Here is a 25,603-nt window from a genome sequence, read left to right as displayed (position 1 = left end):
GCGCGGCGGAAGGCGGGCGAGGGCCGATTATCCCGCCGGGCTCAGGCCGGCGCGCCGCGTGGGGGCTTCGGCCGCCCGGACACGGGCAGTGCGCCCGCCTGCCAGGCGAAGCGGAACGTGGGCACCCGCGTGCCGCCAGGCGCGTCCCACTGGTCGGCCTGCACGTTCGCGGCCCCGTGGGCGGCATAGAAGCGCTGCGCCTGCAGGTTGCTCTGCAGCACCCAGAGATACAGCCCCGCATCGGCGCAGGCTGCGGCGCAGTGGTCCGCCACGGCGGCGAGCAGCTGCGCGCCGATGCCCGCCCCGTGCGCCTGCGCGCTCACGTGGATGTTGTCCAGCAGGCTGCCCCACTGCGGGTCTTCGCCCGGGTAGGCGCAGACGAAGCCGAGCAGGCGGTCGCCTTCGGCGGCCACGATCACGTGCTGCCCTGCGGGCGGCTGCGGTGATTGAAGCCGCTGCGTCCAGAGCGCCAGCCGGTCGGCCTCCACGTCGGTGGCGAGGTAGTGCTCGGACAGGGCGCCCCGGTAGGCGAACCGCCAGCTGGCGGCGTGCAGGGCTGCGATGGCCGGGGCGTCGGCGGGCCGGGCGGGGCGCAGTGGCGCGGTCATGGCCGGCCCTTCTTTGCCGCGCGGTCGAACTTCTGCCAGTAGCGGAATTCGTCTTCGTGCACCTCGATATCGACTTCGGCCACGCGCTGCTGCAGGCGCTCCTGCACGTCGGCCACGGCCTGGTTGTAGACGCTGGGGCCGATCTCCTCCAGAAAGAAGCCCAGCAGGCCGCTGGCGGCGATGTTGCCGATCTTCTCTTCCATGTTCTCGCGGAAATACCGCTCGATCGAGGCCACGGCCTGCTGGTGGACGTCCTTGGGCAATGCGATGGTCATGCGGGCTCCGGTGAGAAGGGGCCGGCTGCGGGAGAGAGGGAAGCCCCAAGCCGGCGACCCGGTCGATTCTGCCCGCCTTCGCTTCGCTCCACGCCCGCCCGTGTCCTTTCACCCGGCCACCGGCACCACCCGGTGGCCCGCGGCGGCCAGCAGGGCGCAGGCGCGTTCGCCGTCCGCCTGCGACACCAGCAGGTGGTCGCCGTCGAAGGTGGAGACCACGAAGATGCCGATGCCGTTCTCCGACAGCGGGCGGATCACCGACAGGACGATGCCCGTCTCGCCGAAGCCGAACGGCCCCACGAAACGGAACGCCACCCAGCCCCGGTCGGCCTGCACGCCGTCGGGCACGCGCGCCTGCAGGCAGGTGATGGACAGCTCCTCGCCGCTGCGCGAGATCGAGACGAACCCCTCGCCATCGGCCCACGGCGGAATGGCCGCCTGCGGCGCGAGCCGGGCGACGGCGTAGAGGGAGGGCAGGGTGGCGAGCGTGATGCTGCGGGCGGAGAGGAGTGCGGTCATGGGGTGGAATGCAGGGGGGTGAAGGCCAGGAACAGCGCGATCGAGAACATGACCACCGCGATGCCCGCGTCCAGGCAGCGCCAGGCCACCGGCCGGGCGAACCACGGCGCCAGCCGCCGCGCGCCCAGCCCGAGCGTGAGGAACCACAGGGTGGAGGCCGTGGTGGCGCCCAGCGTGAAGCGCAGCTGCTGGCCCGCCGGCTGCTGGCCGCCCAGCGCGCCCAGCAGCACCACGGTGTCCAGGTACATGTGCGGGTTGAGCAGCGACACGGCCAGTACCGCCGCGAGCGCCTGCCGCGCCGTGGGGCCCGCGCCCGGCGCGCCCAGGCCGGCGGCCAGGGCGCCATCGGGCCGCAACGCACGGCGCAGCGCCCCCAGGCCGTACCAGGCCAGGAACGCCGCGCCGCCCCAACGGGCGATCGCCAGCAGCCACGGCTGGCCCTGGATCAGCGCGCCCATGCCGGCCACGCCCGCGGCGATCGCGATCACGTCGATGGCGATGCAGGTGCCCACCGTGAGGGCCACGTGCCGCCCGAGCAGGCCGACGCGCAGCACATGCGCGTTCTGCGCACCGATGGCGATGATCAGGCCGGCCCCGGCGCCGAAACCATGCAGAAAAGGGGTGATGGAAGACCACATCGGCGAATTGTCTGGGGCCGGGGCCGAATCCCATCCTGAATGGGGAAAATATCGACTTGGCTGAGAATTCCTCAGCTTTCAACCCCAAAGGCGCCATGGCACTGGATTCCAAACAATGCGAGGCCTTTCTCGCCGTGGCCGAGGCGGGCAGTTTCGAGCAGGCCGCCGCCGCGCTGCACATCACGCCCTCGGCGGTGTCGCTGCGCGTGCGCGCGCTGGAGACGCGGCTCGGCCAGCCGCTCATCGTGCGCGGGCGGCCCAGCCGCGCCACCCGGGCGGGCCGGCAACTGCTGCAGCACCTGCAGCGCGCCCGCGTCATGGAACACGACCTGCTGGCGGGGCTCTCGGGCGGCGATGGGGAAGCGGATGCGTTCTTCGCCGTCACGCTCGCGGTCAACGCCGATTCGCTCGCCACCTGGCTGCTGCCGGCGCTGTCGGGCGTGCTGCAGCGCGAGCGCATCGCCATCGAACTGGTGGTGGACGACCAGGAGCACACGCACGCGCTGCTGGAGGCCGGCCTGGCCCATGCCTGCGTGTCGGCCCATCCGCATGCCATGCGCGGCTGCACGGCCGAGCCGCTGGGCCGCATGCGCTACCGGCTGGTGGCCTCGCCCGCATTCGCCGCGCAATGGTTCGGGCCGCGCGGCATCACCCGGGCGTCGGCGCGCCGAGCCCCCACGGTGGTGTTCAACCGCAAGGACCCGCTGCAGGCCAATGCGCTGCTCAATGCGTTCGGGCTGCAGGCCAGCGCCTATCCGAGCCATTACGTGCCGGCATCGGAGCCCTTCGTCGCGGCGATCCGGCTGGGGTTGGGCTACGGCATGGTGCCGGAGCTGCAGATCGGCGATGCCATCGCGCGCGGCGAGCTGATCGACGTGCTGCCCGATGCGGCGACGGACGTGGCCCTGTACTGGCACGGCTGGGCGCAGCAGCCGCCCCGGCTGGAGCGGCTCGCCCAGCGGGTGATGCAGGCGGCCCGGGGGCTGCTGTAGGCCGCCGGCCGCCGTTCGCTCACGTGGCGGCGCCCGGCCCGGGCACGGCGTAGAAGCCCAGGAACATGTCCACCGCGTCGTGCAGCACCTGTCGCTGCTGGGCCGGCGTGAGCGGCGGCTGACCCAGCGCCAACTGCGGCCAGAAGGCGAAGGCCTTGACCATGCCCTGCAGCTGGTGCGCGGCGTATTGCGGATCGACCCCGCCACGCAGGCGGCCGGCCTGCTGCGCCGCGTGGATCCACGCGGGAACGCCTTCTTCCTTCTCGCCCAGGCGCGACACCATGGCCTGCGCGCGGGCCGGGGTGTGCAGCATCTCGGCCATGGCCACGCGCGACAGGTCCATGAACGCCGCATCGCCCAGCAGCGCCATCTTGCGCTCCAGCAGCTCCAGCAACTGCGCGCGCAGGGGCCGCTGCGGATCGTGCCCCGGGGCCGCCAGCGACTGGCTGCGGTCCCACAGCTGCCCGAGGATGGCGGCGAACAGATCGTCCTTGCTGGGGAAATGGTTGTAGACCGTGCGCTTGGAGACCGCGGCCGCGGCGGCCACCCGGTCCATGCTGGTGCCGGCGAAGCCGTGCTCGCGGAACTCGCCGATCGCCGCCTGGACGATGGCATGGCGCTTGCGGTCGGTCAGGCGGGAGGGCGGCGGAGCGGTGGCGGTCATAGGCAAAATTTTACACTCGGCAGTTTACTTTTCTGGATCGAACACTACACTGTGCAGTGCAGTTTTTGGGGTGGTTGCTTGCCCGCCTCACTGCCCGCCCGGGTTCTCCGGCCATTTCACTTTCTCATCGCCATGGCTTACCGCATGTCCTCCTGTTCCGAATCGCCGGCCGCTCCGCACGGCCCGTCGCCCCAGTTCGTTGACGGGCGCTTTCGCAATGCGGCGCCCCGGCACCGCCTGGGCATGCTCAAGACGCTCGGCGTGCTGTGGCGGTTCGCCCTCGGCAAGCCCGCGGACACGGTGCCGGACCGGCCCATCGCCGTCCAGCCCCTGACCACCGCCGCACTGCTGCAGGCGCCGGACGACAGCCTGTGGCGGCTGGGGCATTCGACCCTGCTGCTCAAGCTGGACGGCCGGTTCTGGCTCACCGACCCGGTGTTCTCCGAGCGCGCCTCGCCGGTGCAGTTTCTGGGCCCCAAGCGCTTTCATGCGCCGCCGCTGGCCATCGAAGACCTGCCGCCCATCGCGGGCGTGATCCTCTCGCACGACCATTACGACCACCTGGACCACGCGGCGATCCTGAAACTCGCGCCCAAGGTGGAGTACTTCGTCGCGCCGCTGGGCGTGGGCGACCGGCTCATCGCCTGGGGCGTGCCGGCGGCCAAGGTGCAGCAGTTCGACTGGTGGCAGGGCACGACCCTTGGCGGGCTGCGCCTGGTGGCCACGCCGGCACAGCATTTTTCGGGGCGCAGCCTGTCGGACGGCAACCGCACGCTGTGGGCGTCGTGGGTGCTGATGACGGCGGACACCCGCATCTTCTTCACCGGCGACACGGGCTATTTCGACGGCTTCCAGGCCATCGGCGAGCGCTTCGGCCCGTTCGATCTCACGCTGGTGGAAACCGGCGCCTACAACGCCGACTGGCCCGACGTGCACATGCAGCCCGAGCAGAGCCTGCAGGCCCATCTGGACGTGAAGGGCCGCCACATGATGCCCATCCACAACGGCACGTTCGACCTGTCGCTGCACCCGTGGACCGAGCCCTTCGAGCGCATCACCGCGCTGGCCGCCGCGGCCGGCGTGCCGCTGGTGGCGCCGGCGATGGGCGAGCGGCTGGACATCCGGGCCCCGGCGCCGTCCCGCCAGTGGTGGCGCGAAGCCGCGGTGCCGCCCGCGCGCTGAAGGAGCGCGCCGCGCGGCGAGGGCTTCAGGCCGCCGTCGCGCCCGCCTGCGGCGCTGCGAGGTAGTTGTTCTTCACGCGCACGTAGTGCTCGGCCGAATACCGCAGGTACGCGATCTCCTGCGGTGTCAGCGCCCGCTGCCGCACGGCCGGGCGGCCCGTGTAGAGGTAGCCGCTCTCCAGCACCTTGCCGGGCGTGACCAGGCTGCCGGCCCCGAGCATCACGCGGTCGCCGACCACCGCGTCGTCCATCACGATGCTGCCCATGCCGATCAGGCACTCGTCCCCGATGGTGCAGCCGTGCAGGATCACCGAATGGCCCAGCGTGACGTGGCTGCCGATCACGAGCGGTGAGCCGTCCGGCTTGCCCGGATGGCGGTGCGACACGTGGCCCATGGCCAGGTCCTGCACGTTGGAGCATTCGCCCACCACGATGCGGTTCACGTCGCCGCGCAGCACCGCGTTGCACCACACCGAGCTGTCGCGCCCCAGGTGCACATCGCCGATCACCTGGGCCGAAGGGTGGAGGTAGACGCCGGCGTCCAGCGTGGGGGCGGTGTCGAGGTAGGGGGCGAGAGGCATGGGCTATCCAGAGAAATGCGGTGCGTAAATGGTGGCTTGGCGGCCACGGGTCAGGTCAGGCCGCGGGGCGTTGGCGGGAGGCTCATTCAGCAGCCCCGTGGCATCGCATCGACACGATCGCGCTAGCGTATAGCCGTTCCTTGACCTCTGCCGCGCGGCGCATGGCGGTGCTGGCAAAAGCATGGGCTCCGGAAGGATCGGCGATGGATATCCATGGCTGCATCTGCTGGCTTTCCTGTTCTTGTCCGTCGTAGTCCAGATCGTGTTCCAGATACTGCCACCATGGCCAGTGAATCCAATCTTCCTGCCCATTGGGATAGTGCAGTTTCATCAAGCGCTGAATCTCAGGCCACACCAATGTGTCGCGCTTCGCCAACTCGCCATTCGTGTAGATGCCCCAGTAGAAAGTACCAGCCTCGGTCAGGTCGCTCGTCTCGTACCGAAGTCGCAAATCGCGCAAACCGAGGTCGAATTCAAAGCCGATCCACTCTTCCGACGTCTGCCAATCTTCGTCCCAATGGGCCGCTAAGGCACCGGGCGCCCCCGCCATCATTTGCATCTGCTCGTGAATCTTGCGAAGCAGAGCGCGCTTCATGTGCGGCATCGCTTGGGCAATGCGAATGGACGACGCGATATTCGCTTGGGTAGCCGTCATCGCTTCCACGATTTCCTGCGATTTTTCCATCGAAGGCTCCCGAATGATTTTTTGTCGGATGAACTGCACGAGGGCGTCCACGAAAAGGCGCACGGTGGGGGCCTGGATGTGCAGGGCGCAGTCTTCCAGCCAGGCGACGATGCCGGGCCATTTCAGCCAGATGAACCGCCCCCGGTCTTCCATGGCCCGGAGGCTTTTTTCGTCGATGCTGCGGCTGCTGGGGCCGGCGCCGCACAGGTACACCAGCATCCAGGGCCTGCCGAGCGCGGCGCTTTCGAGATGGCGGGCGTAGTTCTGCAACTGCCCGATCTGGTCGGCGGCCCACGGCTTGTTCTCGATGCAGATGCAGCCGCGGTCCAGTTCCAGGTGGATGTCCATGCGGCCGCCGTCGATGGACTTCTCGCGCTGAATTCGGCAGCGCTGGCTGCCGAGCGTCCATGAAGCGTCTGGATGCTCCACCGAAAGCACCTGCAGAAAGCGGTGCATGAACAAAGGTCCCTGCCCGTGGCTGCCCGCCGGATCGAGCAGCAGCGCCAGGTACTCCGAAATCGCCATCTCGTTCCTGCGCAGGTATTCCAGCAGGGAGAAGTTCGGGGCCAGCTGCCTGGCGAACTGCTGGGCGGCGATGCGGCGGGCCTGATGCCGCACCTGCACTTGCTGCAGCAGTGCGTATTCGTTGCGATGGGCCGGGGTCATGTGGCGGGGGGCTGGTGGCTGGGGGTTGGCCGCGCTCATCGCAGCGGCGTTTGGGTATCCCGCCCGAGCGTACCGGACCGCCACGGACTGCGCCCTGTCAGTTCCCCCACGATGGCCGCCTTCAGCGGTGCCAGCCGCCGGGCGCCCTGCAGCACCAGTTGCCGCACGGCGCGGGGCAGGGGGCGCGCGTCGGTGTACAGCCGCACGATGGCGTTGGTGCCTTCGTAGATCGGCCAGGCGCGGCGATGGTGCGCGCGGCCATAGGGCCGCAGCGCGTCGGCGCTGCCGATGTCCTGGCCGCGCTGCCGGGCGTCGGCAATGGCGCGCGCCAAGCCCTCCACGCCGGCCAGGCCCAGGTTGTAGCCGTGGGCGGTCACCGGGTGCATGCCCACGGCGGCATCGCCCAGCAGCGCGCAGCGGTGGCCGGTGAACCGGTCCGCATAGGTGGCGACCAGCGGGTAGGCGTGGCGCTCGCCCACCAGCGCCATCATGCCGAGCCGGCCCGCGAACTGGGCCTGCACCTGCGCGGCGAACGTGGCTGCGTCCTGCGCCATCAGGGCTGCCGCCTCGGCCGCGCCGGTGGTGACGACCACGGAGCACTGCGGCGCGCCGTCCGCCAGGTCGTCCGGCAGCGGCAGCACGGCCAGGGTGCGGTCGTGGCCGAAGGCTTCGTGCGCGATGCCGTGGTGGGGCGCTGCATGGCGCATGCGGCAGACGATGACGGTGCGCCCGAAGTCCGCCATGCGCGCGCCGATGCCCAGTTGCCGGCGCACGGCGGAAAACCGGCTGTCGGCGGCCACGACCAGCCGGGCCTGCAGGCGCGTGCGGGGCGTGTCCGGATCGCCTGCATCGCCAGCGGCCGGCATGGTTTCCACCGCGGCATGGTCGGCCGCCACGGACACCTGCGCCACCTGCGCGCCGGCCAGGATGCGCACGCCCGGCCGCTGAGACGCCACGGCGTGGGCGGTGCGGCGCAGCGCGTGGTTGGGCACGATCCAGCCCAGGTGCGTCACCGCCTCGCCGTGCGCCGCCAGGCCCGGGTGCAGCCGCAGCGGCGCGTGCCGCCCCACCGGTCCGTCGTGCACCCGGGCCTCGGCGATGCGGCCGATCTCGTGCGGGGCCAGCAGCGCCCAGGTGCCCAGGCGGCGCAGCGTGTCGCCGCTGGCGTGGGTGAGTGCGATCTCGCGGCCATCCGGAGCGGGATCGGTGAGCGCGGTGGCGGGTTGCCGGTCCAGCACCGTGCTGGTGAAACCGGCCTGGCACAGGGCGATGGCCAGCGACAGGCCGGCCGGGCCCGCGCCGACGATGAGAACGTCGCAATGCTGCTGGGGCATGGGAGGAGAGACAAGAGAAGGGGGGGGCGGAGCGCCCGGCGGGCGCCGGCGTCCATTGTGCGGGCCCGGCCATGCCATGGGCTTGCATTGGGTCAAGGGAGCGTGGCCGGCCGGGTTGGATCGGTTTGCTATTAATTCAATAGCGATATGCCCTAGTATCGATTGCCTTGGAGGCCGAAAAGACCCCAATGCCTCGCGCCGCCCCCGGCGGGCCATGGGGCCACGGCCCGCTGCGTCACACCGCGCGGTAGAAGAACGTGGTGCCGCACGGCGCGCCGTCGGGCATCAGGGCATAGCCTGGCACCTCGCCCACGCGCTGCCAGCCGGCGCGGGCGTAGAGCCGTTCGGCGTCGCCGCCGGTCACCGTGTCCAGCACCATCAGGGTCTTGCCCTCCTGCCGGGCGACCGCGTCCACGGCGTCCAGCAACTGCCGGGCCACGCCCTGGCGGCGGGCGCGGCGGTGCACCAGCATCTTGGCCACGTCGGCCCGGTGCGGCTGGTTCTCGGGCTGCGCCAGCACGAGCTGCACGGTGCCCAGCACCGCGCCGCTGTCCACCGCTTCGGCGATGAGCAGCGCCCGTTCGCCGCGCGCCACGCCCTCGGCCACGCCGCGCCAGAAATCCACGGCCCTGTCGTGCGCCAGCGGGTGCATGAAGCTCACCGAGGCGCCGCCGGCCACGCAGTCGATCAGCACCTCGGCCAGCGCCGGCACGCAGGCGGCGGCTTCGTTCACGCCCAGGCGGCGCACGGTCACGGCGGGAACTTCGGCAGAGGGCGTGGCGAGTGAGGTGGCGGCGGTCATGTCGGGCTCCGGGTCGGGTGGGGTGGAATGGCGGGCAGGGTGGCCAGGGCCACCAAGTAGCGCGCGGGGCTGCGCGTGGGGTTGCGGTATTCGACGGCGCCTTCCAGCCGGTGGGCCAGGCAGTCGCCGGCTTCCAGCCGCCAGACCGTGCCATCCAGCGCGATGTCCATGCGGCCGTCGATCATCCAGATCTGCTGGTGGATCTCCGCGCCGCGGTCGGCCCGCTCGTAGGCCACGCGCTGGCCCGGCGGAAACACCACGTCCACGAGCTGCAGCGGCGACGCCACCGTGGGCGACACGTTGCGCCGCAGGTAGCCGGAGGCGGGGTCGGTCCACACGGGCTGCTGCGCCACGCGGGCCACGGGCGAGGGCGCGGCGCGGCCTTCGTCGCCCTCGGCCTGGGGCGCATCGAACAGCGAGGCCAGCGCCACGCCCAAGCCGGTGGCCAGCTTGTCCAGCACGGTGGCGGTGGGGCTGCTTTCGCCGCGCTCGATGAGCGAGATGTTGGAGCGGCTCACGCCGCTGCGTTCGGCCAGGGCGTCGAGCGAGAGGCCACGCGCATCGCGCAGTTCGCGCACGCGGCGGGCCAGGCGGGTATTGATGTCCATGCCTCCAGTTTAATGGAAATGATTCCAGAAAAATGGATAGGCGCTGGATCAAGGCCGGATCACGTCCCCTGAGCAGGCATCGCCCGCAGCGTCGCCGCCCAAAAGAGCAGCGCCGCCAGGCTGAGCCCGAAGCCCAGCGCGCACACGCCGGGCCAGCCGGCAAGGCCGTACACCGCGGTCGATGCCACCGCCCCCAGGCCGCTGCCCACCGCGTAGAACAGCATGTAGCAGCCCACCAGGCGGCCGTGCGCCTCGGGCCGGGTGCGCAAGATCAGGCCCTGGTTGACCACGTGGACCGCCTGCCCGCCCAGGTCGAGCAGGACGATGCCCACCGCCAGCGCCCACAGCGTGTGCGCTGCGAACGCAATGGGCACCCACGACACCAGCAGGCATGCCAGCGCGAGGCCGGTGGCCCATTGCCCCCGGCCCCGGTCCACGGAGCGGCCGGCCCGCGCGGCGGCCAGGGCGCCCACCACGCCGACCAGCCCGAACGCGCCGATGGCGGTGTGCGACAGGGCATGGGGCGGCGCGCTCAGCGGCAGCACCAGCGCGCTCCAGAAGACGCTGAACGCCGCGAACATCAGCAGCCCGATCACGCCGCGGATCTGCAGCACGCGCTCGGTCGCCAGCAGCGTGCCCATCGAGCGCAGCAGCGGCCAGTAGCCCAGCGTGGCCGGGCGCGCGGCAGGGCCTTGCACAGCAGCGCCAGCATCGCCAGCGACAAGCCGCAGGAGACCAGGTACACGGCGCGCCAGCCCGCCAGGTCCGTGACCGCGCCGGCCAGCGTGCGGGCCAGCAGCAGGCCGATGACGACGCCGCCCTGCACGGTGCCGACCACCCGGCCCCGCTCGGCGGGAGGGGCCAGCGTGGCGGCGCAGGCGATCAGCCCTTGCGTCATGGCCGTCCCCAGCAGCCCGATGGCGGCCATGGCCGCCAGCAACAGCAGCGGCGTGGGCGCCCAGGCCACGCCCAGCAACGCCAGCGCCAGCAGCACCAACTGCCCGCACAGCAGGCGCTTTCGGTCCACCCGATCACCCAGAGCCACCACGAACAGCAGGGCGATGGCGCAGCCCACCTGGGTGGCGGTGATCACGCCGCCCACCGCCATGGCGGGGATGCCGAAATCCAGCGCGATGGCGTCCAGCAGGGGTTGCGCGTAGTAGACATTGGCGACGCTCACGCCGCAGCACACGGCCAGCAGGCGCACGAGGCCCGGCGGCAGGGGATGGCCGAGGGCGGCGTGCAGGGCGGACGGGTTGGCGGCGGTCATGGTGTGCTGATCTGGTTGCTGATTGAAACTGGATCGAGTGTAGTCCCATCCTGTTTTAAAATGAAACCACTTCGGTGCGTGGATCGAATGCCCGGTCCGCCACCGGCACCCAAGGAGTGGCCATGGCCAAAAGAAAAAGCCTCGCGGATTCCCCCTGCCCGGTGGCCCGTTCGCTCGACGTGGTGGGCGACCGCTGGTCGATGCTGATCGTGCGCGATGCGTTCGACGGACTGCGGCGCTTCGGCGAGTTCCAGGCCAGCCTGGGCGCGGCGCGCAACATCCTCAGCGACCGCCTGCGCACGCTGGTGGAAGAGGGCGTGCTGGAGATCGCGCCCGCCTCCGATGGCAGCGCCTACCAGGAATACGTGCTGACCGCCAAGGGTGAGACGCTGTTCCCGGTGGTCGTGGCCCTGCGCCAGTGGGGCGAGGCGCACCTGTACGCCCGGGGCGAGAAGCACTCAGTGCTCGTCGATCGCGCCACGGGCAAGCCGCTGCCGAAAGCCCTGCTGCGGCTGGAGGACGGGCGGGTCGTCCGGCCGGCGGACACCCTCGTGAAGAAGGTGCGTGCGCGGCCCTGATCCGCGCAGCCGCCGGCATACTGGGCCCATGCCCCGCAACATCGAAATCAAGGCACGCCTGCCGTCGCCCGGCGCATTGGCCGCGCTGGAGGCCCGCGCCGCAGCGCTGGCCGACCGCGGCCCGGAGCGGATCCACCAGGACGACACGTTCTTTCGCTGCGCGGCCGGCCGGCCGGCTCAAGCTGCGCGCGTTCTGCGCCGGCGCGGGCGAGCTGATCTTCTACCGCCGCCCCGACGTGCAGGGGCCCAAGACCGCGTTCTACGTGCGCACGCCCACGGCCGATCCCGACGGGCTGCGCGAGGCGCTCACGCTGGCGCACGGCCAGGCGGGGCGGGTGGTCAAGGAGCGCACGCTGTACCTCGTGGGCCGCACGCGCGTGCACCTGGACCGCGTGGCGGGCCTGGGCGAGTTCATGGAGCTGGAGGTGGTGCTGGACGAGGCCGAGCCGGAAGACGCCGGCTTGCGGGAGGCGCACGACCTGATGGCCCGGCTCGGCGTGGCGCCGGCGCAATGGGTGGACTGCGCCTACGTCGATCTGCTGCGCGGCCGGGGCGGCTGACGCCCGGGCGCGCGCGGCGCTGCGCCGCAGGGCACCGGCCCCGCGGCACCGCCCTTCAGCAGGGCACGCCGTTGCGCTCGATGAGCCAGGCGGGGGCGTCCTGCAGCGCCACGGGGCGCAGGAACCGGTCCAGCGCCGCGTAGCCGACCGACGTGGTGAACGGCGCGGTGCTGGCGGGGTAGGGGCCGCCGTGCATCTGCGCGCCGGTCACGGCCACGCCGGTGGGCACGCCCGCGAACAGCACGCGGCCTGCCACCTGCGTGGCGGCGCGCACCAGCGTGCGGTGCTCGGAGGTGTCGGCGTTGGCGCCCCACAACGTGACGGTGAGCGAGCCGCCGATGGCCTGCAGCACGGCCACGGTTTCTTCGATGGAGGCCACGCGCACCACCAGCGCGGCGGAGCCGAAGACCTCTTCGTGCAGCGCAGGGTCGGCGATGAAGTCGGCCGCCTGCACTTCGCCCAGGAACGGGCGCGGCGTGGCGCCGGCCTCGGCCGTTTCGCTCACCAGGGCCTTGAGTTTGCCGTGGCCGCGCCATGCGGCCACGCCCCGGTCGAACGCGCCGCGGATGCCGGGGGTGAGCATGGCGTGCGGCGCCAGGGGGCGCAGCTTGTCGGCCAGCGCCTGCACGAAGGCATCGCCCGAGGCATCCTGGCGCACGACGATCACGCCGGGGCTGGTGCAGAACTGGCCCGATCCCAGGCAGATGGAGCCGGCCAGCGTCTCGGCCAGCGCGGCGCCGTTGGCCTGCAGCGCCGAAGGCAGCGCCACCAGCGGGTTCACCGAACCCAGCTCGCCGTAGAACGGGATCGGGCGCTGGCGCTCTGCGGCCACCTTGGCCAGCGCCGTGCCGCCCTTGAACGAGCCGGTGAAGGCCACGGCCGCGATGGCCGGCGCCTGCACCAGGCGCACGCCGGCCTCGATGGAGCCGCCCTGCGCTAGCTGGAACACGCCGGCCGGCAGGCCGCGCGCGGCCACCACGGATTGCGCCAGCGCCGCGGTCTGGCGCGACAGCTCGGGGTGTGCAGGGTGCGCCTTCACCACCACCGGGCAGCCGGCCGCCAGGGCCGAGGCCGTGTCACCGCCCAGCACCGAGAACGCGAACGGGAAGTTGCTGGCCGAGAACATGGCCACCGGCCCCACGGGCACGCGCACGCGGGTCAGGCGCGGGCGGCCCGCGGGCGGCGCGCCGGCCACGGCCGCGTCGTCCTGCACGGGGTGGGCCGCGCCGCGCTCCAGCACGTCGGCAAAGCCGCGCAGCTGGAAGGCCGTGCGGTCCAGCTCGCCGTTCAGGCGCACCGGGCCCAGGCCGCTTTCGCGGTCGGCCACGGGCACCAGGGCCTCGCGCTGGGCTTCCAGGGCCTCGGCCAGCTCGCGCAGCAGGGCGGCGCGGTCGGCGGCCGGGGTGGCGGCGAAGGCATCGGCGGCGCTCGCAGCGGCGGCCACGGCGGCGTCGATCTCGGCCGGGGTGGATTCGGGCCAGGCGGCGCCGTGGGGCTGGCCGGTGCGGGCGTCGATGGATTGCAGGGTGTTGTCGGGCATGGAGGTTCCTGAAAAGGGGCAAGGGCCGTCGCGGCCTGCTGTCTCACTGAATGGAATTTTTCGCCGATCGGCAGGGGCCCGCCGATGGGAGCCTGCCATCGTAATGAAAGGGCGAGCCGCCTAAAATCCCTGCGGCCCGCCGCCCCTTCCGCGGGCGGTTCTGAATTCCATTTCGTGAGACAAACATGCCTGCATCGCCCGGAGACGGCACCGCCGCGCTCGAAAAAGCCCTCGACGTGCTGGACGCCGTGGGCGCCGCACCGCAGGGCCTGAGCCACGCCGACCTGGCAGCGCGGCTGGCGTTGCCCCGCACCACGGCCTACCGCCTGCTGGCCACGCTGGTGGCGCGCGGCATGCTGCGCCGCGATCCGCTGCGCAAGGTGTACTGCCTGGGCGTGCGCTGCTTCGAGCTGGCACGCCAGGCCCATGCCATGCCCGATCTGGCCGCGGCGGCCGTGATGGAACTGCGCACGTTGCGCGACCTGACGGGCGAGACCACCTACCTGGCCGCGCTGGACGGGCGCGACGTGGTGTCGCTGGAGCGCTGCGATGGCGCGCACAGCCAGCGCTCGTCCAGCGCCCTGGGCCAGCGCAAGCCGGTGTACTGCACCAGCCAGGGCAAGGCCATCCTCTCCGCCATGGACGGCGCGGCGCGCGATGCCCTGGTGCGCGAACTGGTGCTGCGCCCCGTCACGCCCCGCACGCTGACCGACCGGCGGCGCCTGTTGGCCGAGCTGCGGGTGACGGCGGCGCGCGGCTACGCCATCGACGACGAAGAGATCGTGCCCGGCGTGCGCTGCGTGGGCGCGCCCATCATCGACGGCCTGGGCCAGGTGCGCGGCGCGCTCAGCGTGGCCGGGCCGGCCTGGCGGCTCACGCCCGAGCGGCTGGAGTTGCTGGGCCCCGAGGTGGCCGAGGCCGCGCGCCGTGTGGGCGCGCAGTTGCACGGCGTGCGCCCCACCCTGGGCGACGCCGAGGCCCGCCCCGTGCCCGGCCCCTGGGCGTTCCACGGCGCCCACCCGCGCTGGTGCGCAGCCAGCGGCCGGCTGTTCTGGGCCGACACCCTCGCCCCCGCGCTGCGGGCGGTGGGCCCGGGGGACGAAGGCGACACGCTCTGGGCCGAGGCCGAAGGCCCCGTGCACGGCCTGCTGCTGGGGCAGGACGGCAGCGGCGAGGCGCAAGCGACCGGTGCCGGCCCCGCCACCGCGCCCCCGCCCATCGCCTGGTGCGCCCACGGCGCCTTCGCGCTCCCCCGGGGCGGGCCGGCGCAGCGCCTGGCCCCCTGGCCCGCGCTGCCGGCCCAGGCCGTCTGCCGCGGTGCCGGCGGCGAGCTGTGGCTGGCCTGCGAGACGCCCGAGGGCGGCAGCGCCGTGGGTTGCCTGCGGCCCGGCGCGCCGCTGGAGGTGCGCTGGCGCCTGCCCGAGCCGGTGCAGTGCCTGCGCTGGCGCGCGGCGGACGGCACCCTCTGGGCCGCCGTGCCGGACACGGGCGCCATCCTGTCGCTGCAGCCCGAGACCGGCGCCGTGCGCCGCCTCGTCTCCGTGCCCAAGGGCTCGGGCCGGGTGAGCGGCCTGGCGCTGGATGCGGAGGGCGGGGTGTGGACGGCCCTGCGCGATGGGTGGAGCGTGGTGCGTTTTCTGCCCGACGGCAGCCTGGACCGCGTCGTCGCGCTGCCGGTGCCCTGTCCCACCGACGTGGAACTGGGCGGGGCCGACGGGCGGCGGCTGTTCATCACCACTGCGCGCCAGCCGGTGCCGCTGGATGTGCTGGCCAAGGCCCCGTTGTCGGGCCGGCTCTTTGAGGTCGCGGTTTAGCGGAGCGCCGTTTCGTTCCCCATTGGCGGCCTCTTTATTGAAACAAAAGGTTGTGTACGGGGCGGTTCACCCTATGGCGCCAAGGCGTTTCGTTACTTTGTAAAGCGGCGTAAGCGGTGGTCAGGCCGTGGATACAACTCGATGCATTCGCGGCGCCACACCGTATGGCCTTTCAAACGCCCGTGAAACAATTTCCGCCTGCCCGGTCCATTCCATGGCCGCCAAGGGGCCGCAGAGCCTCCCGAGCACCGCATCCGTCGCCCCATTGGCGCTTGTTTCCAGACCTCAACGAAAGTGTTTCCATGAAGAAGTTCTCACTGAGCGCCGTCGCGCTCGCCCTGCTGCTGTCCGGCTGCGCCACCACGGGCGATGGCAGCAAGAGCGGCTCCGGCACCTCGGCCATCTCCAGCGTGTTGGGCGCGGCCAGCGCCGGCGGTTCCAGCTCCAGCAGCACCGAGAACAAGGCGGGCGCCGCGCTGGACGTGTTCAAAGCCGTGACCGTGTCCGACGAAGAACTCAAGACCGTCTCGCTGCAGTACCGCAACTACGAAGACCGCACCGAGAACGCCGCCCCGGCCAACAACAAGTACGCGCAGCGCCTGGCGCGCCTGACCAAGAAGCACGTGAACGAAGACGGCATGAAGCTGAACTTCAAGGTGTACCTGAGCAAGGACGTGAACGCCAACGCCACGGCCGACGGCTCCATCCGCGTGTACAGCGGCCTCATGGACATGATGAACGACCAGGAACTGCTGGGCGTGATCGGCCACGAAATCGGCCACGTGAAGCTGCAGCACTCGCTGTCGGCCATGCGCACGGCCTACATGGCCTCCGCCGGCCGCAAGGCCGCGTCCGCCGCGGGCGGCGTGGGCCGCCTGGCCGATTCCGACCTGGGCGCCCTGGGCGAGAAGCTGGTCAACAGCCAGTTCTCGCAAAGCCAGGAAACCGCCGCCGACGACTACGGCCTGGCCTTCATGAAGAAGCACAAGTACAAGGTGCAGGCCATGGAGTCGGCCTTCCGCAAGATCGCCTCGCTGAGCGGCAAGAGCGGCGGCATGGACGCCATGCTGTCCACCCACCCGGACGCGGGCGGCCGTGCGGACCGCATGCGCGACCTGGCCTCGGCGAAGTAATCGGCCAGCCAAGGCAGCCAAACCAGAAAGGCGGCGGGCGAAGGCCCGGCCGCCTTTTTTGGTTTTTGCAGGGCGTGGGGGGGGTGGGCGCCTTCCGGTCCCACCCGCGAGAGGTGTTTTCCTACGCCCCGCCAGAACCCCGCTCGATAGAGTGGACAGCCTTTGCGTCTCATTTCCGAAAAGGACTCCCACATGCGCGTAGACATCTATCGCCGAGCCGAAGCCGATGGCAAGTTCTCCCACCTCGCCGTGCCCGAAGGACGCCCCATCCCGCAGGAGGCGATCAACGTGGACTGGGATACCGAAGCCCGTGGCCAGGAGATGGACGAGAACGCCGACCACTGGGACGACTACGGCATCGCGCAGCCGGCCGCGCAGATCGAGGAAAAGGGCTACGCCATCACCAGCGTGCACGAGCTGACCGACTGACCCCGGGGCCCGGCGGGCAACGCCCCGCTGCCGCCTCCCTCGCAAAGCCGCCCGCCGCACCCGGCCGGCGGCTTTGTCCATTCGGGGACGCCCGCCCGGTGACAGCGGCGGTGGCGCACGCTACGCTGCGGCGCCATGGAGACAAAAAACACCCCCCCGTTCGTTCCCCAGATCCGCCTGTACCAGGATTGGCTGCAGGCCCGCCACGGCCTCGTCTTCGCGGACTACGACGCGCTCTGGCGCTGGTCGGTCACCGACCTCGATGCGTTCTGGCAGAGCATCTGGGACTACTTCGACCTGCAATCGCCCACCCCGCACACGGCCGTGCTGGCGCGCAATGCCATGCCGGGGGCTGTGTGGTTTCCCGGGGCGCAGGTCAACTACGCGCGCCAGGTGCTGCGCCATGTGGACCCGGCGCACGCCGCGGGCCTGCCGGCCGTGGTGAGCCGCAACGAGCGCGGCCTGCACCGCGAGCTGTCCTGGCCCGAGCTGCGCCGCCAGGTCGCCTCGCTCGCGCTGCACCTGCGCCGCCAGGGCGTGCGGCGCGGTGACCGCGTGGCCGCCTACCTGCCCAACATCCCCGAGGCCATGGTGGCCCTGCTGGCCACGGCCAGCCTGGGCGCGGTGTGGAGCGTGTGCGCGCCCGACATGGGCACGGCCGCCGTGCTGGACCGCTTCCGCCAGATCGCGCCCAAGGTGCTGATCGCGGTGGACGGCGTGACCTACGGCGGGCGCGACCACGACCGCACCGGCGTGCTGGCCGAGCTGCGCGCGGCGCTGCCCTCTGTCACCCACATGGTGGTGGTGCAGCACCTGCACGCTCCTGAAAACATAGCAGACACGGCAGATTTTTCTAGGGCATGCGGCCAGAACGATGCCGAAGTGGCTGCGTTCGAGCCCGAGTGGCTGCCGTTCGACCACCCGCTGTGGATCGTCTACTCCAGCGGCACCACCGGCCTGCCCAAGCCCATCGTGCACGGCCATGGCGGCATGGTGCTGGTGGCGCTGCAGCTCAAGGGGCTGCACAACGACATCGGCTGCAGCTACGAGCCCAATTCGTTCGGCGAGCGCTACCACTGGTACAGCTCGACCGGCTGGGTGATGTGGAACGCGCAGGTGAGCGGCCTGCTGGCGGGCACGACCTGCGTGATCTACGACGGCAACCCGGGCGGCAGCCGCGAGCGGCCCGACTGGGGCACGCTCTGGCGCTTCGCCGCCGAGACGGGCGTGACGTTCTTCGGCGCGGGCGCGGCCTTCTACGCCAACTGCATGAAGTCGGGCCTGTCGCTCACGGACTGCGGCGATCTCTCGCGCGTGCGGGCGCTGGGCACCACCGGCTCGCCGCTCGCGCCCGAGGTGCAGGCCTGGGGCACGGCGCAGTTCCGCGCGCTGGGCGTGTCGGGGCATGCGGACGGCGACATCTGGTGGAACAACATCTCCGGCGGCACCGATTTTTGCGGCGCCTTCATCGGCGAGCACCGCGAGCTGCCCCAGGTGCCCGGCGAGATGCAGTGCCGCATGCTGGGCGCGGCGGTCGAGGCCTGGAACGCCGAGGGCCAGCCGGTGATCGACGAGGTGGGCGAACTGGTGTGCACGCAGCCCATCCCGTCCATGCCGCTGTACTTGTGGGGCGATGGCGAGCCGGGCCCGGCCGGGCAGGGCGGCGACCCGAACGGCAAACGCTACCTGGCGAGCTACTTCGACATGTACCCGCCGGGCCACGGCCGGCGGCCGGGCGGGGGCGACGGGCCCGTGGACATGGGCCCGGTCTGGCGCCACGGCGACTGGATCCGGATCGGCCGACACGGCGGCTGCGTGATCTACGGTCGCAGCGATGCCACCATCAACCGCCACGGCCTGCGCATGGGCACGAGCGAGATCTACCGCGCCGTCGAGGCCCTGCCCGAGGTGCTGGACAGCCTGGTGGTCGATCTGGAATCACTGGGCCGCGACAGCTACATGCCGCTCTTCGTCGCGCTGCGGGGCGGCGTGGTGCTGGACGACGCCCTGCGCGGGCGCATCGCCGCGGCCATCCGCACCGCGCTGTCGCCGCGCTTCGTGCCGGACGAGATCGTGCAGGTGGCCGAGGTGCCGCGCACGCTGAGCGGCAAGAAGCAGGAGCTGCCCATCAAGAAGCTGCTGCTGGGCCAGCCGCTGGACAAAGTGGTCAACCAGGACGCCATGGCCAACCCGGGCTGCCTGCCCTGGTACGTGGCGTTCGCGCAGCAGCGCGCGGCCGCCGCTGCGGCGCATTAGCGCTTCAGTGCGTCAGCGCACCGTCACGCGGCCGCGGGGCGGGCGCGCACCAGCGTGCTCTTGCCGAACAGGCTCTGCACCAGGTCGACCACCAGCTCTGCGGTCTGGTTGCGGATGTCGAGCGCGGGGTTCAGCTCCACGATGTCCAGCGAGGCCAGGCGGCCCGTGTCCGCGATCATCTCCATGCACAGCTGCGCCTCGCGGTAGTTGGGGCCGCCGCGCACGGTGGTGCCGGTGCCGGGGGCGATCTCGGGGTCGAGGAAGTCCACGTCGAAGCTCAGGTGCAGGTGCACGCCTTCGCCGGCCTCGCCCTCCAGCCCGTCGAGCGCGCGGCGCATGACCTCGCGCATGCCCAGCTCGTCGATGGAGCGCATGTCGTACACCTCGATGCCCAGCTCGCGGATCAGGCGCTTTTCCTCGTCGTCCACGCTGCGCAGGCCGATCTGGCACAGCTGCGCGCCCTGCAGCGCGGGCACGGCGCCGCCCAGGGCCGACAGCGATTCGGGGCCGTAGCCGTACAGACTCGCCACGGGAATGCCGTGCACGTTGCCGCTGGGCGAGATGGCGGGCGTGTTGCAGTCCGCGTGGGCATCGAGCCAGAGCACGCGCAGGCGCTTGCCCGTCTGGCGGCAGTGCCGCGCGACCGCGCTGATCGAGCCCACCGCCAGGTGGTGGTCGCCCCCGAGCAGGATGGGCATGCGGCCGGCGGCAAACTGCGCGGACACGGCGTCGTGCACCGCGCGGTTCCAAGCCACGCATTCCGCCAGATTGCGCAGCCCGTGGTCGCCCCGCGCGCTTTGCGGGTTGGGCGGGCCGAAGAGGTTGCCGGCATCTTCCACGTCCACGCCGAACCGCGCGAGGGCCGGGCCCAGTTGGGCGACGCGCAGGGCGTCGGGCCCCATGGCCGCGCCCAGGCGCGCGGCACCGGCGTCGGTGGGGGCGCCGATGAGGGTGGCGCGCGTGTGCGGGGCGGGGGTTGTGGTGTCGGTCATGGGTTCATCTCCTGGAAACGCACGGCGTGCGGGCGCCGTGGCGCCAAAGTTTTGACCCGCATGCGGTCTGGCGGCATGCGGAAAACGGCATGGGGCGCGTGCAGTGTGCACGCGGACGGTGACGATGGGTGGCGTGTCCTGGCGCGGCCCACCCGTGCTTAGAGCGCTTCCGCCAGGTGGGCGGCGGCCTGCACCAGCGGGGGCGCGCCTGCGGGCGTGCCCAGGGCGATCCACGGCTGGATCTGGGCGTACAGGTCCTTGGGGTCGGCCTGGTCGGGAATCAGCTCCAGCGGCTGCAGCAGGCCCGCGCTGCGGCCCAGGGCGCGCATGAAGCGCAGGGCGGAGTAGTCCTCCAGCGCAAAGCCCACCGAGTCGAACACGGTGACCTGCGCGGGCGACGTGCGGGCCGGCGCCTCGCCGCGCACCACGCGCCAGAACTCGGTCACGGGGAAGTCGGCAGGCATCTGCTGCAGGTCGCCTTCGATGCGGGTCTGGGGTTCGTACTCCACGAACACGCTGGCCGCCCGCAGCACCTCGGCCGCCAGTTCGGTCTTGCCGGGGCAGTCGCCGCCCACGGCGTTGATGTGCATGCCGGGCTCGACCAGGTCGCCGTGCAGGATCGTGGCATAGGCCTTGTCGGCGGTGACGGTGGTGACGATGTCCGCTCCGCGCACGGCCTCGGCGGTGCTGGCGCAGCGCACGATCTCCAGCTCCCCCCGCGCCACCAGCGGCGCGAGGTTGGCCGCCAGCTTGGCCGTGGCGGCCGGGTCGATGTCGTACAGGCGCAGCTCGCCGATGCCCAGCAGGCCCACGAAGGCCAGGGCCTGGAACTCGCTCTGCGCGCCGTTGCCGATCAGCGCCATGCTGCGGCTGTCCGGGCGGGCCAGGTAGCGCGCGGCCATGGCCGACGTGGCCGCGGTGCGCAGCGCCGTGGTCAGGGTGAGCTCGCTCAGGAAGGAGGGGTGGCCGGTGGCCACGTCGGCCAGCGCGCCGAAGGCCATCACCGTGGGCAGGCCGCGGCGGGTGTTGACCGGGTGGCCGTTCACGTACTTGAAGGCGTAGTCGCGGGCGTCGGCGACGGGCATGAGTTCGATGACGCCGTTGGGCGAATGGCTCGCGGTGCGCGCGGACTTGTCGAAGTCCTGCCACCGGGCGTAGTCCTCTTCGATGGCCTGCGCCATGCCGCGCAGGCATTCCACCACGCCGGTGCGGCCGACCAGTTGCGCGGCGCGCGTGGCGCTCAGGAATTCGGTGGACATGGTGCCGGGGATGGGGCGTTGGTCGGGGGTCATGGGATCGGCTCCTCGTCGGTGGGCGTGCCACGCGACGGGGGTCGGGGCGGCATGGGTCCTAGCCTCCCACAAGGGCGCGCCAATTCAAATCGGCAAAAATGCACGCATAAGCGCAAAAGACTGGCTTTTTGCTCAAAGGAATTGCCGAAATGGACAACATCGACCAGCAACTGATCGCCCAGCTGCGCCACAACGCCCGCGCCAGCGTCGCCACGCTGGCCACGCGGCTGGGCGTGTCGCGCGGCACCGTCACCAACCGCATCCGCCGGCTGGAGGACACGGGCGTGATCGTCGGCTACACGGTGCGGCTGCGGCCCGAGCGCGAGACCGGCGGCGGGCTGCAGGCTTGGACCAGCATCTCCATCGAGGGCAACGACGCGCGCCGGGTCACGGCCTCGCTGCTGGGCGAGCCCAGCGTGCTGGCGCTGCACAGCACCAATGGCCGGTGGGACCTGCTGGCCGAACTGCAGGTGGGCAGCCTGGCGGAGCTGGCGCACGCGCTGGAGCGCATCCGCCTCATCAAGGGCATCAGCAACACCGAGACCAGCATCCATCTGGAGACCGTGCGCGCGCCCATCGCGTCCGGCGGGCGCGGCACGGCCGGGCCGTAGCGGGTCCGTAGGACATGCCTGACGGTGCGCCCCTCGGGGCGCCGCCCATAATCGGCAGGCATTGCCACCGCGGCCTTCCACGGCGCACGGCGGCCGCCACCCACCCAGGAGAGTCCATGTCCCAGTCCACCCCCAAGCGCTTTTCGATGATCCGCGAGTTCCACCTCGCCGACTGGTTCACGCTGGGCAACGCCGTGTGCGGCGTGGGGGCGCTGTTCTCGTCCATGACGTTCCTGGAGACCGGCGAGGTGCGCCACGTGTACTTTGCCTGCGCGCTGGTGCTGGCGGCGCTGATCTTCGACGTGCTGGACGGCCGCATCGCGCGCTGGCGGCAAAAGTCCTCGGCCATGGGGCGCGAGCTCGATTCGCTGGCCGACGTGATCTCGTTCGGCGTGGCCCCGGCCATCATCGCCTACGCCTGCGGCATGCAGGGCCTGTACGACCGCATCGTGCTGGCGTATTTCGTGGCCTGCGGCGTCTCGCGCCTGGCGCGCTACAACGTCACCGCCGAAACGCTGTCGGAAGGCTCGGGCAAGGTCAAATACTTCGAGGGCACGCCGATCCCCACCTCCATCGTGCTCGTGGCCCTGTTGGCGCTGGCCGCCTCCCTGGGCGCGGTGCGCGAGCACCTGTGGTTCGGCAGCGTGGCGCTGGGCGGGTTCACGCTGCACCCGCTGGTGCTGCTGTTCGCGCTGTCGGGCTCGCTCATGATCAGCCGCATCCGCATTCCCAAGTTCTGAAGGGGGCGACGGGCTTCGGGGGACGGAGCGTTGCTATTAAAATAATAGCTGCATGCCGGTAATTTGATTGCGCTGAGGCCCGATTCGATCCAGGGTGCCGGCGCCTGCCGCACGCGGCCTGCAAGCATGGGCTTGTCCGGCCGGGCCTCGGCGCCACGGGCTCGCCCCGTGGGACGCGTGGCGCGCGGATACGTCCCGCGACAGGCACCGGCGGGCCCCCACGGTACACTTCGCGCCTTCGGGCCGGGCGTACCGCTCCCCCTTTTTTCCGCACCACGCACCCCCCATCCATGGCCGTTGACACGGCGGGCCAGGCCCGCACCAGCTTTGACCTCAAGAGCGCCCAGCTGCCCGTGGTGGCGGTCGTGCTCAAGACCACCGACGTCGGCGTGCTCGCCGCCGACCTGGCCGCCCGGCTGGAGAGCGACCCGGACTTCTTCGACAACGACCCCGTGCTGATCGACCTGGCCGGCGTGCGCGAGGCCGGCGACGCCATCGATTTCGACGCCCTGTGCGCCGCGCTGCGCGGCCACCACACCCAGCCCGTGGCCGTGCGCGGCGGCAGCCCTGCGCAGATGGAGGCCGCGCACGCCGCCGGCCTGATCGCCGCGCCCGAGGCGCCCCCGGCCCGCGTGCATGCCCCGGCGGCCGACGCCCCGCGCGACGCGGCCCCGCCCCCGCGCGAGGTGGTGCGCGAAGTCATCCGCGAGGTCGAAGTGGTGCGCGAGGTGCCCGCCGGCGGCCCGACCACCGTGGTGGTGGACAAGCCGCTGCGCTCGGGCCAGCAGGTATATGCCCGCGGCGCCGACCTGGTCGTGATGGCCGTGGTGAGCTTCGGCGCCGAGGTGATCGCGGACGGCAACATCCACGTCTATGCGCCCATGCGCGGGCGGGCCATCGCCGGCGCGCGCGGCGACACCAGCGCGCGCATCTTCAGCACGTGCCTGGAGCCGCAGCTCGTGTCGATCGCAGGCATCTACCGCACCACCGAGACCGAGCTGCCGGACGCCGTGCGCGGCAAGCCGGCCCAGGTGCGGCTCGACGGCGAGAAGCTGCTCATCGAGCCGCTCTAGAACCCGTTCTGACCGCCTTCTTCTTTCATTCGGACCAACGCAGGGAATTTTCACAACATGGCCAAAATCGTCGTCGTGACCTCCGGCAAGGGTGGCGTGGGCAAGACCACCACCAGTGCCAGCTTCGCATCCGGCCTCGCACTGCGCGGCCACAAGACCGCGGTGATCGACTTCGACGTCGGCCTGCGCAACCTGGACCTCATCATGGGCTGCGAGCGCCGCGTGGTGTATGACCTCATCAACGTGATCCAGGGCGAGGCCAACCTGAACCAGGCCCTCATCAAGGACAAGCAGTGCGACAACCTGTTCGTGCTGGCCGCCAGCCAGACGCGCGACAAGGATGCGCTCACGCAGGACGGCGTGGAGAAGATCCTGAACGACCTGTCCGGCATGGGCTTCGAGTACATCGTCTGCGACTCGCCCGCCGGTATCGAGAGCGGCGCGCTCATGGCCATGCACTTCGCCGACGAGGCGCTGCTGGTGACCAACCCCGAGGTGTCCTCGGTGCGCGACTCCGACCGCATCCTGGGCATGCTGGGCAGCAAGACCAAGCGCGCCATCGCCGGCGGCGAGCCCGTGAAGGAGCACCTGCTCATCACGCGCTACAACCCCAACCGCGTGGAAGACGGGCAGATGCTGTCGCTGGAGGACATCCAGGACATCCTGCGCATCGAGCTGATCGGCGTGGTGCCCGAGTCCGAGAACGTGCTGCAGGCCTCCAACCAGGGCACGCCGGCCATCCACATGCAGGGTACCGACGTGTCCGAGGCCTACAAGGACGTGGTGGCCCGCTTCCTCGGCGAGGACAAGCCCCTGCGGTTCATCGACGCGCACAAGCCCGGCTTCTTCAAACGCATCTTCGGCGGGAGGTAACGCATGTCTCTGTTGTCTTTCCTGCTGGGCGAGAAAAAGAAGACCGCCTCGGTCGCCAAGGAGCGCCTGCAGATCATCCTCGCGCACGAACGCAACGGCCGCAACGCCTCCACGCCCGACTACCTGCCCGCGCTGCAGCGCGAACTGGTGGCGGTGATCTCCAAGTACGTGTCGATCCACGCCGACGACATCAAGGTGCACCTGGAGCGCCAGGACAACCTGGAAGTGCTGGAGGTCAAGATCGAGCTGCCGGACGGCGTGAAATAGCCCCGCCCCGGCCGTTCGGTCCCCGCCGCGCCGCGGTGCCCCCTCGAAGGGCCCGCGGCGTCGTCATTTGCGGATCTCGGCCTGCAGCGCGGGCGCGGCGCCCAGCGGGTGCTCGGTGTAGAACGTGCCGCCGTGGTAGAGCAGCGGCGAGGCGCCCGTGCGGTGGCTGCAGCGCTCCACCTCGCCCACGAAGATCGTGTGGTCGCCCTCCACGTACTGGCTGCGGTTGAAGCACTCGAACACCGCCGCGGCGCCGTCCAGCACCGGGGCGCCGGCGATGCCCGGCTGGTGGGCCACGCCGGCCCAGCGGTCCACGCCGCGCGAGGCGAAGCGCTCGGCCAGCGCGCGCTGGTCGGCCGCCAGCACGTTGATCGCGTAGTGGGAGCCGGCCGACAGGGCGGTCAGCGTGGAGGCCTTGTGCGCCAGGCTCCACAGCACCAGCGGGGGCTGCAGCGACACCGAATTGAAGGAGCTGGCCGTGAGGCCGATGAGCCCGCCGTCCGGGCCGCGCGCGGTGACGATGGTCACGCCCGTGGCGAACATGCCCAGCGCATCGCGGAACTCGCGCGTGGAGAAACCGGGCGGACGGGCGGCGATGGGGCGGTGCAGGGGGCTGTTCACG

At 71.4% G+C, this 25,603-nt stretch carries 26 protein-coding genes and 2 pseudogenes; 13 read left to right on the top strand and 15 right to left on the bottom strand.

The genetic code is table 11. The annotated features are described in order from the left end of the window. Positions 1-41: 41 nt before the first annotated feature. The 4 genes from AVAK2825_RS09375 to AVAK2825_RS09360 form a co-directional block, all read right to left on the bottom strand. Positions 42-608 (bottom strand): GNAT family N-acetyltransferase, encoded by a 567-nt coding sequence (locus tag AVAK2825_RS09375; RefSeq protein ID WP_284397067.1) that lies wholly within the window; start codon positions 606-608, stop codon positions 42-44. Continuing rightward, a complete protein-coding gene (locus tag AVAK2825_RS09370) occupies positions 605-883 on the bottom strand; it encodes a DUF2164 domain-containing protein (RefSeq protein ID WP_284397064.1) in 279 nt (92 codons plus the stop codon). The genes AVAK2825_RS09375 and AVAK2825_RS09370 overlap by 4 nt, the downstream gene beginning before the upstream one ends. A 108-nt stretch (positions 884-991) precedes the next feature. Further along, positions 992-1,402, bottom strand: coding sequence for an ACT domain-containing protein (locus tag AVAK2825_RS09365; protein ID WP_284397062.1), 411 nt, complete (start codon positions 1,400-1,402; stop codon positions 992-994). Then, the gene (locus AVAK2825_RS09360; RefSeq protein WP_284397060.1) at positions 1,399-2,040 is read right to left on the bottom strand and encodes a LysE/ArgO family amino acid transporter; all 642 of its coding nucleotides are present in this window, start codon (positions 2,038-2,040) and stop codon (positions 1,399-1,401) included. The genes AVAK2825_RS09365 and AVAK2825_RS09360 overlap by 4 nt, the downstream gene beginning before the upstream one ends. A gap of 95 nt (positions 2,041-2,135) precedes the next feature. Between AVAK2825_RS09360 and AVAK2825_RS09355 the strand changes: the two genes are divergently transcribed. After that, complete coding sequence (locus AVAK2825_RS09355) at positions 2,136-3,032, top strand: LysR family transcriptional regulator ArgP (RefSeq protein WP_284397058.1); 897 nt, start codon at positions 2,136-2,138, stop codon at positions 3,030-3,032. A 19-nt stretch (positions 3,033-3,051) separates the two neighbouring features. Here the strand turns inward: AVAK2825_RS09355 and AVAK2825_RS09350 are convergent, their stop codons facing one another. After that, positions 3,052-3,696, bottom strand: a complete 645-nt coding sequence (locus AVAK2825_RS09350; protein WP_284397056.1) for a TetR/AcrR family transcriptional regulator — start codon at positions 3,694-3,696, stop codon at positions 3,052-3,054. 144 nt (positions 3,697-3,840) lie between these two features. Between AVAK2825_RS09350 and AVAK2825_RS09345 the strand changes: the two genes are divergently transcribed. Next, the gene (locus AVAK2825_RS09345; RefSeq protein WP_284397053.1) at positions 3,841-4,878 is read left to right on the top strand and encodes an MBL fold metallo-hydrolase; all 1,038 of its coding nucleotides are present in this window, start codon (positions 3,841-3,843) and stop codon (positions 4,876-4,878) included. 25 nt (positions 4,879-4,903) lie between these two features. Here the strand turns inward: AVAK2825_RS09345 and AVAK2825_RS09340 are convergent, their stop codons facing one another. The 6 genes and pseudogenes from AVAK2825_RS09340 to AVAK2825_RS09315 all read right to left on the bottom strand — a co-directional run bounded on the left by AVAK2825_RS09340 (position 4,904) and on the right by AVAK2825_RS09315 (position 10,823). Next, entirely contained in the window at positions 4,904-5,458 is a 555-nt protein-coding gene (locus AVAK2825_RS09340) for a gamma carbonic anhydrase family protein (protein WP_284397051.1), read from the bottom strand. A gap of 82 nt (positions 5,459-5,540) precedes the next feature. Continuing rightward, complete coding sequence (locus AVAK2825_RS09335) at positions 5,541-6,809, bottom strand: PDDEXK-like family protein (protein ID WP_284397049.1); 1,269 nt, start codon at positions 6,807-6,809, stop codon at positions 5,541-5,543. Between the two features lie 35 nt (positions 6,810-6,844). Beyond that, positions 6,845-8,143 carry a 5-demethoxyubiquinol-8 5-hydroxylase UbiM gene (gene ubiM / locus AVAK2825_RS09330; protein WP_284397046.1) on the bottom strand — a complete coding sequence of 433 codons (1,299 nt, stop codon included), beginning with the start codon at positions 8,141-8,143 and terminating at the stop codon, positions 6,845-6,847. 235 nt (positions 8,144-8,378) lie between these two features. Further along, positions 8,379-8,945, bottom strand: a complete 567-nt coding sequence (locus tag AVAK2825_RS09325) for a GNAT family N-acetyltransferase (RefSeq protein WP_284397044.1) — start codon at positions 8,943-8,945, stop codon at positions 8,379-8,381. Beyond that, on the bottom strand, positions 8,942-9,553 hold the full coding sequence (locus AVAK2825_RS09320; protein WP_284397041.1) for a helix-turn-helix domain-containing protein: 612 nt from the start codon (positions 9,551-9,553) through the stop codon (positions 8,942-8,944). Before AVAK2825_RS09320 ends, AVAK2825_RS09325 begins: the two co-directional genes overlap by 4 nt. A gap of 59 nt (positions 9,554-9,612) precedes the next feature. After that, positions 9,613-10,823 (bottom strand): annotated as a pseudogene (locus tag AVAK2825_RS09315) (MFS transporter). 122 nt (positions 10,824-10,945) lie between these two features. On the opposite strand from AVAK2825_RS09315, the gene AVAK2825_RS09310 reads away from it, so the two are divergent. Together AVAK2825_RS09310 and AVAK2825_RS09305 are read left to right on the top strand one after the other, a co-directional pair. Next, positions 10,946-11,401: a winged helix-turn-helix transcriptional regulator gene (locus AVAK2825_RS09310; protein ID WP_284397038.1), complete on the top strand. Its 456-nt coding sequence runs from the start codon at positions 10,946-10,948 to the stop codon at positions 11,399-11,401. A gap of 28 nt (positions 11,402-11,429) precedes the next feature. Then, a pseudogene (locus AVAK2825_RS09305) lies at positions 11,430-11,961 on the top strand (class IV adenylate cyclase). 55 nt (positions 11,962-12,016) lie between these two features. On the opposite strand, the gene AVAK2825_RS09300 reads toward AVAK2825_RS09305, so the two are convergent. Further along, positions 12,017-13,501, bottom strand: coding sequence for an aldehyde dehydrogenase (NADP(+)) (locus tag AVAK2825_RS09300; RefSeq protein ID WP_284397035.1), 1,485 nt, complete (start codon positions 13,499-13,501; stop codon positions 12,017-12,019). Between the two features lie 185 nt (positions 13,502-13,686). Between AVAK2825_RS09300 and AVAK2825_RS09295 the strand changes: the two genes are divergently transcribed. From AVAK2825_RS09295 to AVAK2825_RS09280, 4 genes are all read left to right on the top strand, one after another. After that, on the top strand, positions 13,687-15,315 hold the full coding sequence (locus AVAK2825_RS09295) for an IclR family transcriptional regulator domain-containing protein (protein ID WP_284397032.1): 1,629 nt from the start codon (positions 13,687-13,689) through the stop codon (positions 15,313-15,315). A 302-nt stretch (positions 15,316-15,617) separates the two neighbouring features. After that, positions 15,618-16,448: a M48 family metallopeptidase gene (locus AVAK2825_RS09290; protein WP_284397029.1), complete on the top strand. Its 831-nt coding sequence runs from the start codon at positions 15,618-15,620 to the stop codon at positions 16,446-16,448. Between the two features lie 192 nt (positions 16,449-16,640). Beyond that, complete coding sequence (locus AVAK2825_RS09285) at positions 16,641-16,877, top strand: DUF6139 family protein (protein WP_272566159.1); 237 nt, start codon at positions 16,641-16,643, stop codon at positions 16,875-16,877. A gap of 135 nt (positions 16,878-17,012) precedes the next feature. Beyond that, positions 17,013-19,133 (top strand): acetoacetate--CoA ligase, encoded by a 2,121-nt coding sequence (locus AVAK2825_RS09280; RefSeq protein ID WP_284397023.1) that lies wholly within the window; start codon positions 17,013-17,015, stop codon positions 19,131-19,133. 23 nt (positions 19,134-19,156) lie between these two features. On the opposite strand, the gene rocF is transcribed toward AVAK2825_RS09280, so the two are convergent. After that, entirely contained in the window at positions 19,157-20,125 is a 969-nt protein-coding gene (gene rocF / locus AVAK2825_RS09275; protein ID WP_284397021.1) for an arginase, read from the bottom strand. 158 nt (positions 20,126-20,283) lie between these two features. After that, positions 20,284-21,417: an ornithine cyclodeaminase gene (gene ocd, locus AVAK2825_RS09270; protein ID WP_284397020.1), complete on the bottom strand. Its 1,134-nt coding sequence runs from the start codon at positions 21,415-21,417 to the stop codon at positions 20,284-20,286. 149 nt (positions 21,418-21,566) lie between these two features. Here ocd and AVAK2825_RS09265 point away from each other — a divergent pair, with 149 nt between their 5' ends. The 5 genes from AVAK2825_RS09265 (at position 21,567) to minE (ending at position 24,981) form a co-directional block, all read left to right on the top strand. Further along, complete coding sequence (locus AVAK2825_RS09265) at positions 21,567-22,028, top strand: Lrp/AsnC family transcriptional regulator (RefSeq protein ID WP_284397018.1); 462 nt, start codon at positions 21,567-21,569, stop codon at positions 22,026-22,028. 116 nt (positions 22,029-22,144) lie between these two features. Beyond that, complete coding sequence (gene pssA, locus AVAK2825_RS09260) at positions 22,145-22,768, top strand: CDP-diacylglycerol--serine O-phosphatidyltransferase (RefSeq protein ID WP_284397015.1); 624 nt, start codon at positions 22,145-22,147, stop codon at positions 22,766-22,768. 290 nt (positions 22,769-23,058) lie between these two features. After that, positions 23,059-23,841 (top strand): septum site-determining protein MinC, encoded by a 783-nt coding sequence (minC, locus tag AVAK2825_RS09255; RefSeq protein ID WP_272566149.1) that lies wholly within the window; start codon positions 23,059-23,061, stop codon positions 23,839-23,841. A gap of 57 nt (positions 23,842-23,898) precedes the next feature. Continuing rightward, positions 23,899-24,714 (top strand): septum site-determining protein MinD, encoded by an 816-nt coding sequence (gene minD, locus AVAK2825_RS09250; RefSeq protein ID WP_284397011.1) that lies wholly within the window; start codon positions 23,899-23,901, stop codon positions 24,712-24,714. A 3-nt stretch (positions 24,715-24,717) separates the two neighbouring features. Next, positions 24,718-24,981 carry a cell division topological specificity factor MinE gene (gene minE / locus AVAK2825_RS09245; protein ID WP_092744488.1) on the top strand — a complete coding sequence of 88 codons (264 nt, stop codon included), beginning with the start codon at positions 24,718-24,720 and terminating at the stop codon, positions 24,979-24,981. A 63-nt stretch (positions 24,982-25,044) separates the two neighbouring features. Here the strand turns inward: minE and AVAK2825_RS09240 are convergent, their stop codons facing one another. Then, on the bottom strand, positions 25,045-25,602 hold the full coding sequence (locus AVAK2825_RS09240; RefSeq protein ID WP_272566146.1) for a flavin reductase family protein: 558 nt from the start codon (positions 25,600-25,602) through the stop codon (positions 25,045-25,047). Between the last annotated feature and the right edge of the window lies 1 nt (position 25,603).

Source organism: Acidovorax sp. SUPP2825 (genome assembly GCF_030158995.1).
GTDB lineage: Bacteria > Pseudomonadota > Gammaproteobacteria > Burkholderiales > Burkholderiaceae_C > Paracidovorax.
This window is presented reverse-complemented; position numbering and strand designations above follow the sequence as displayed.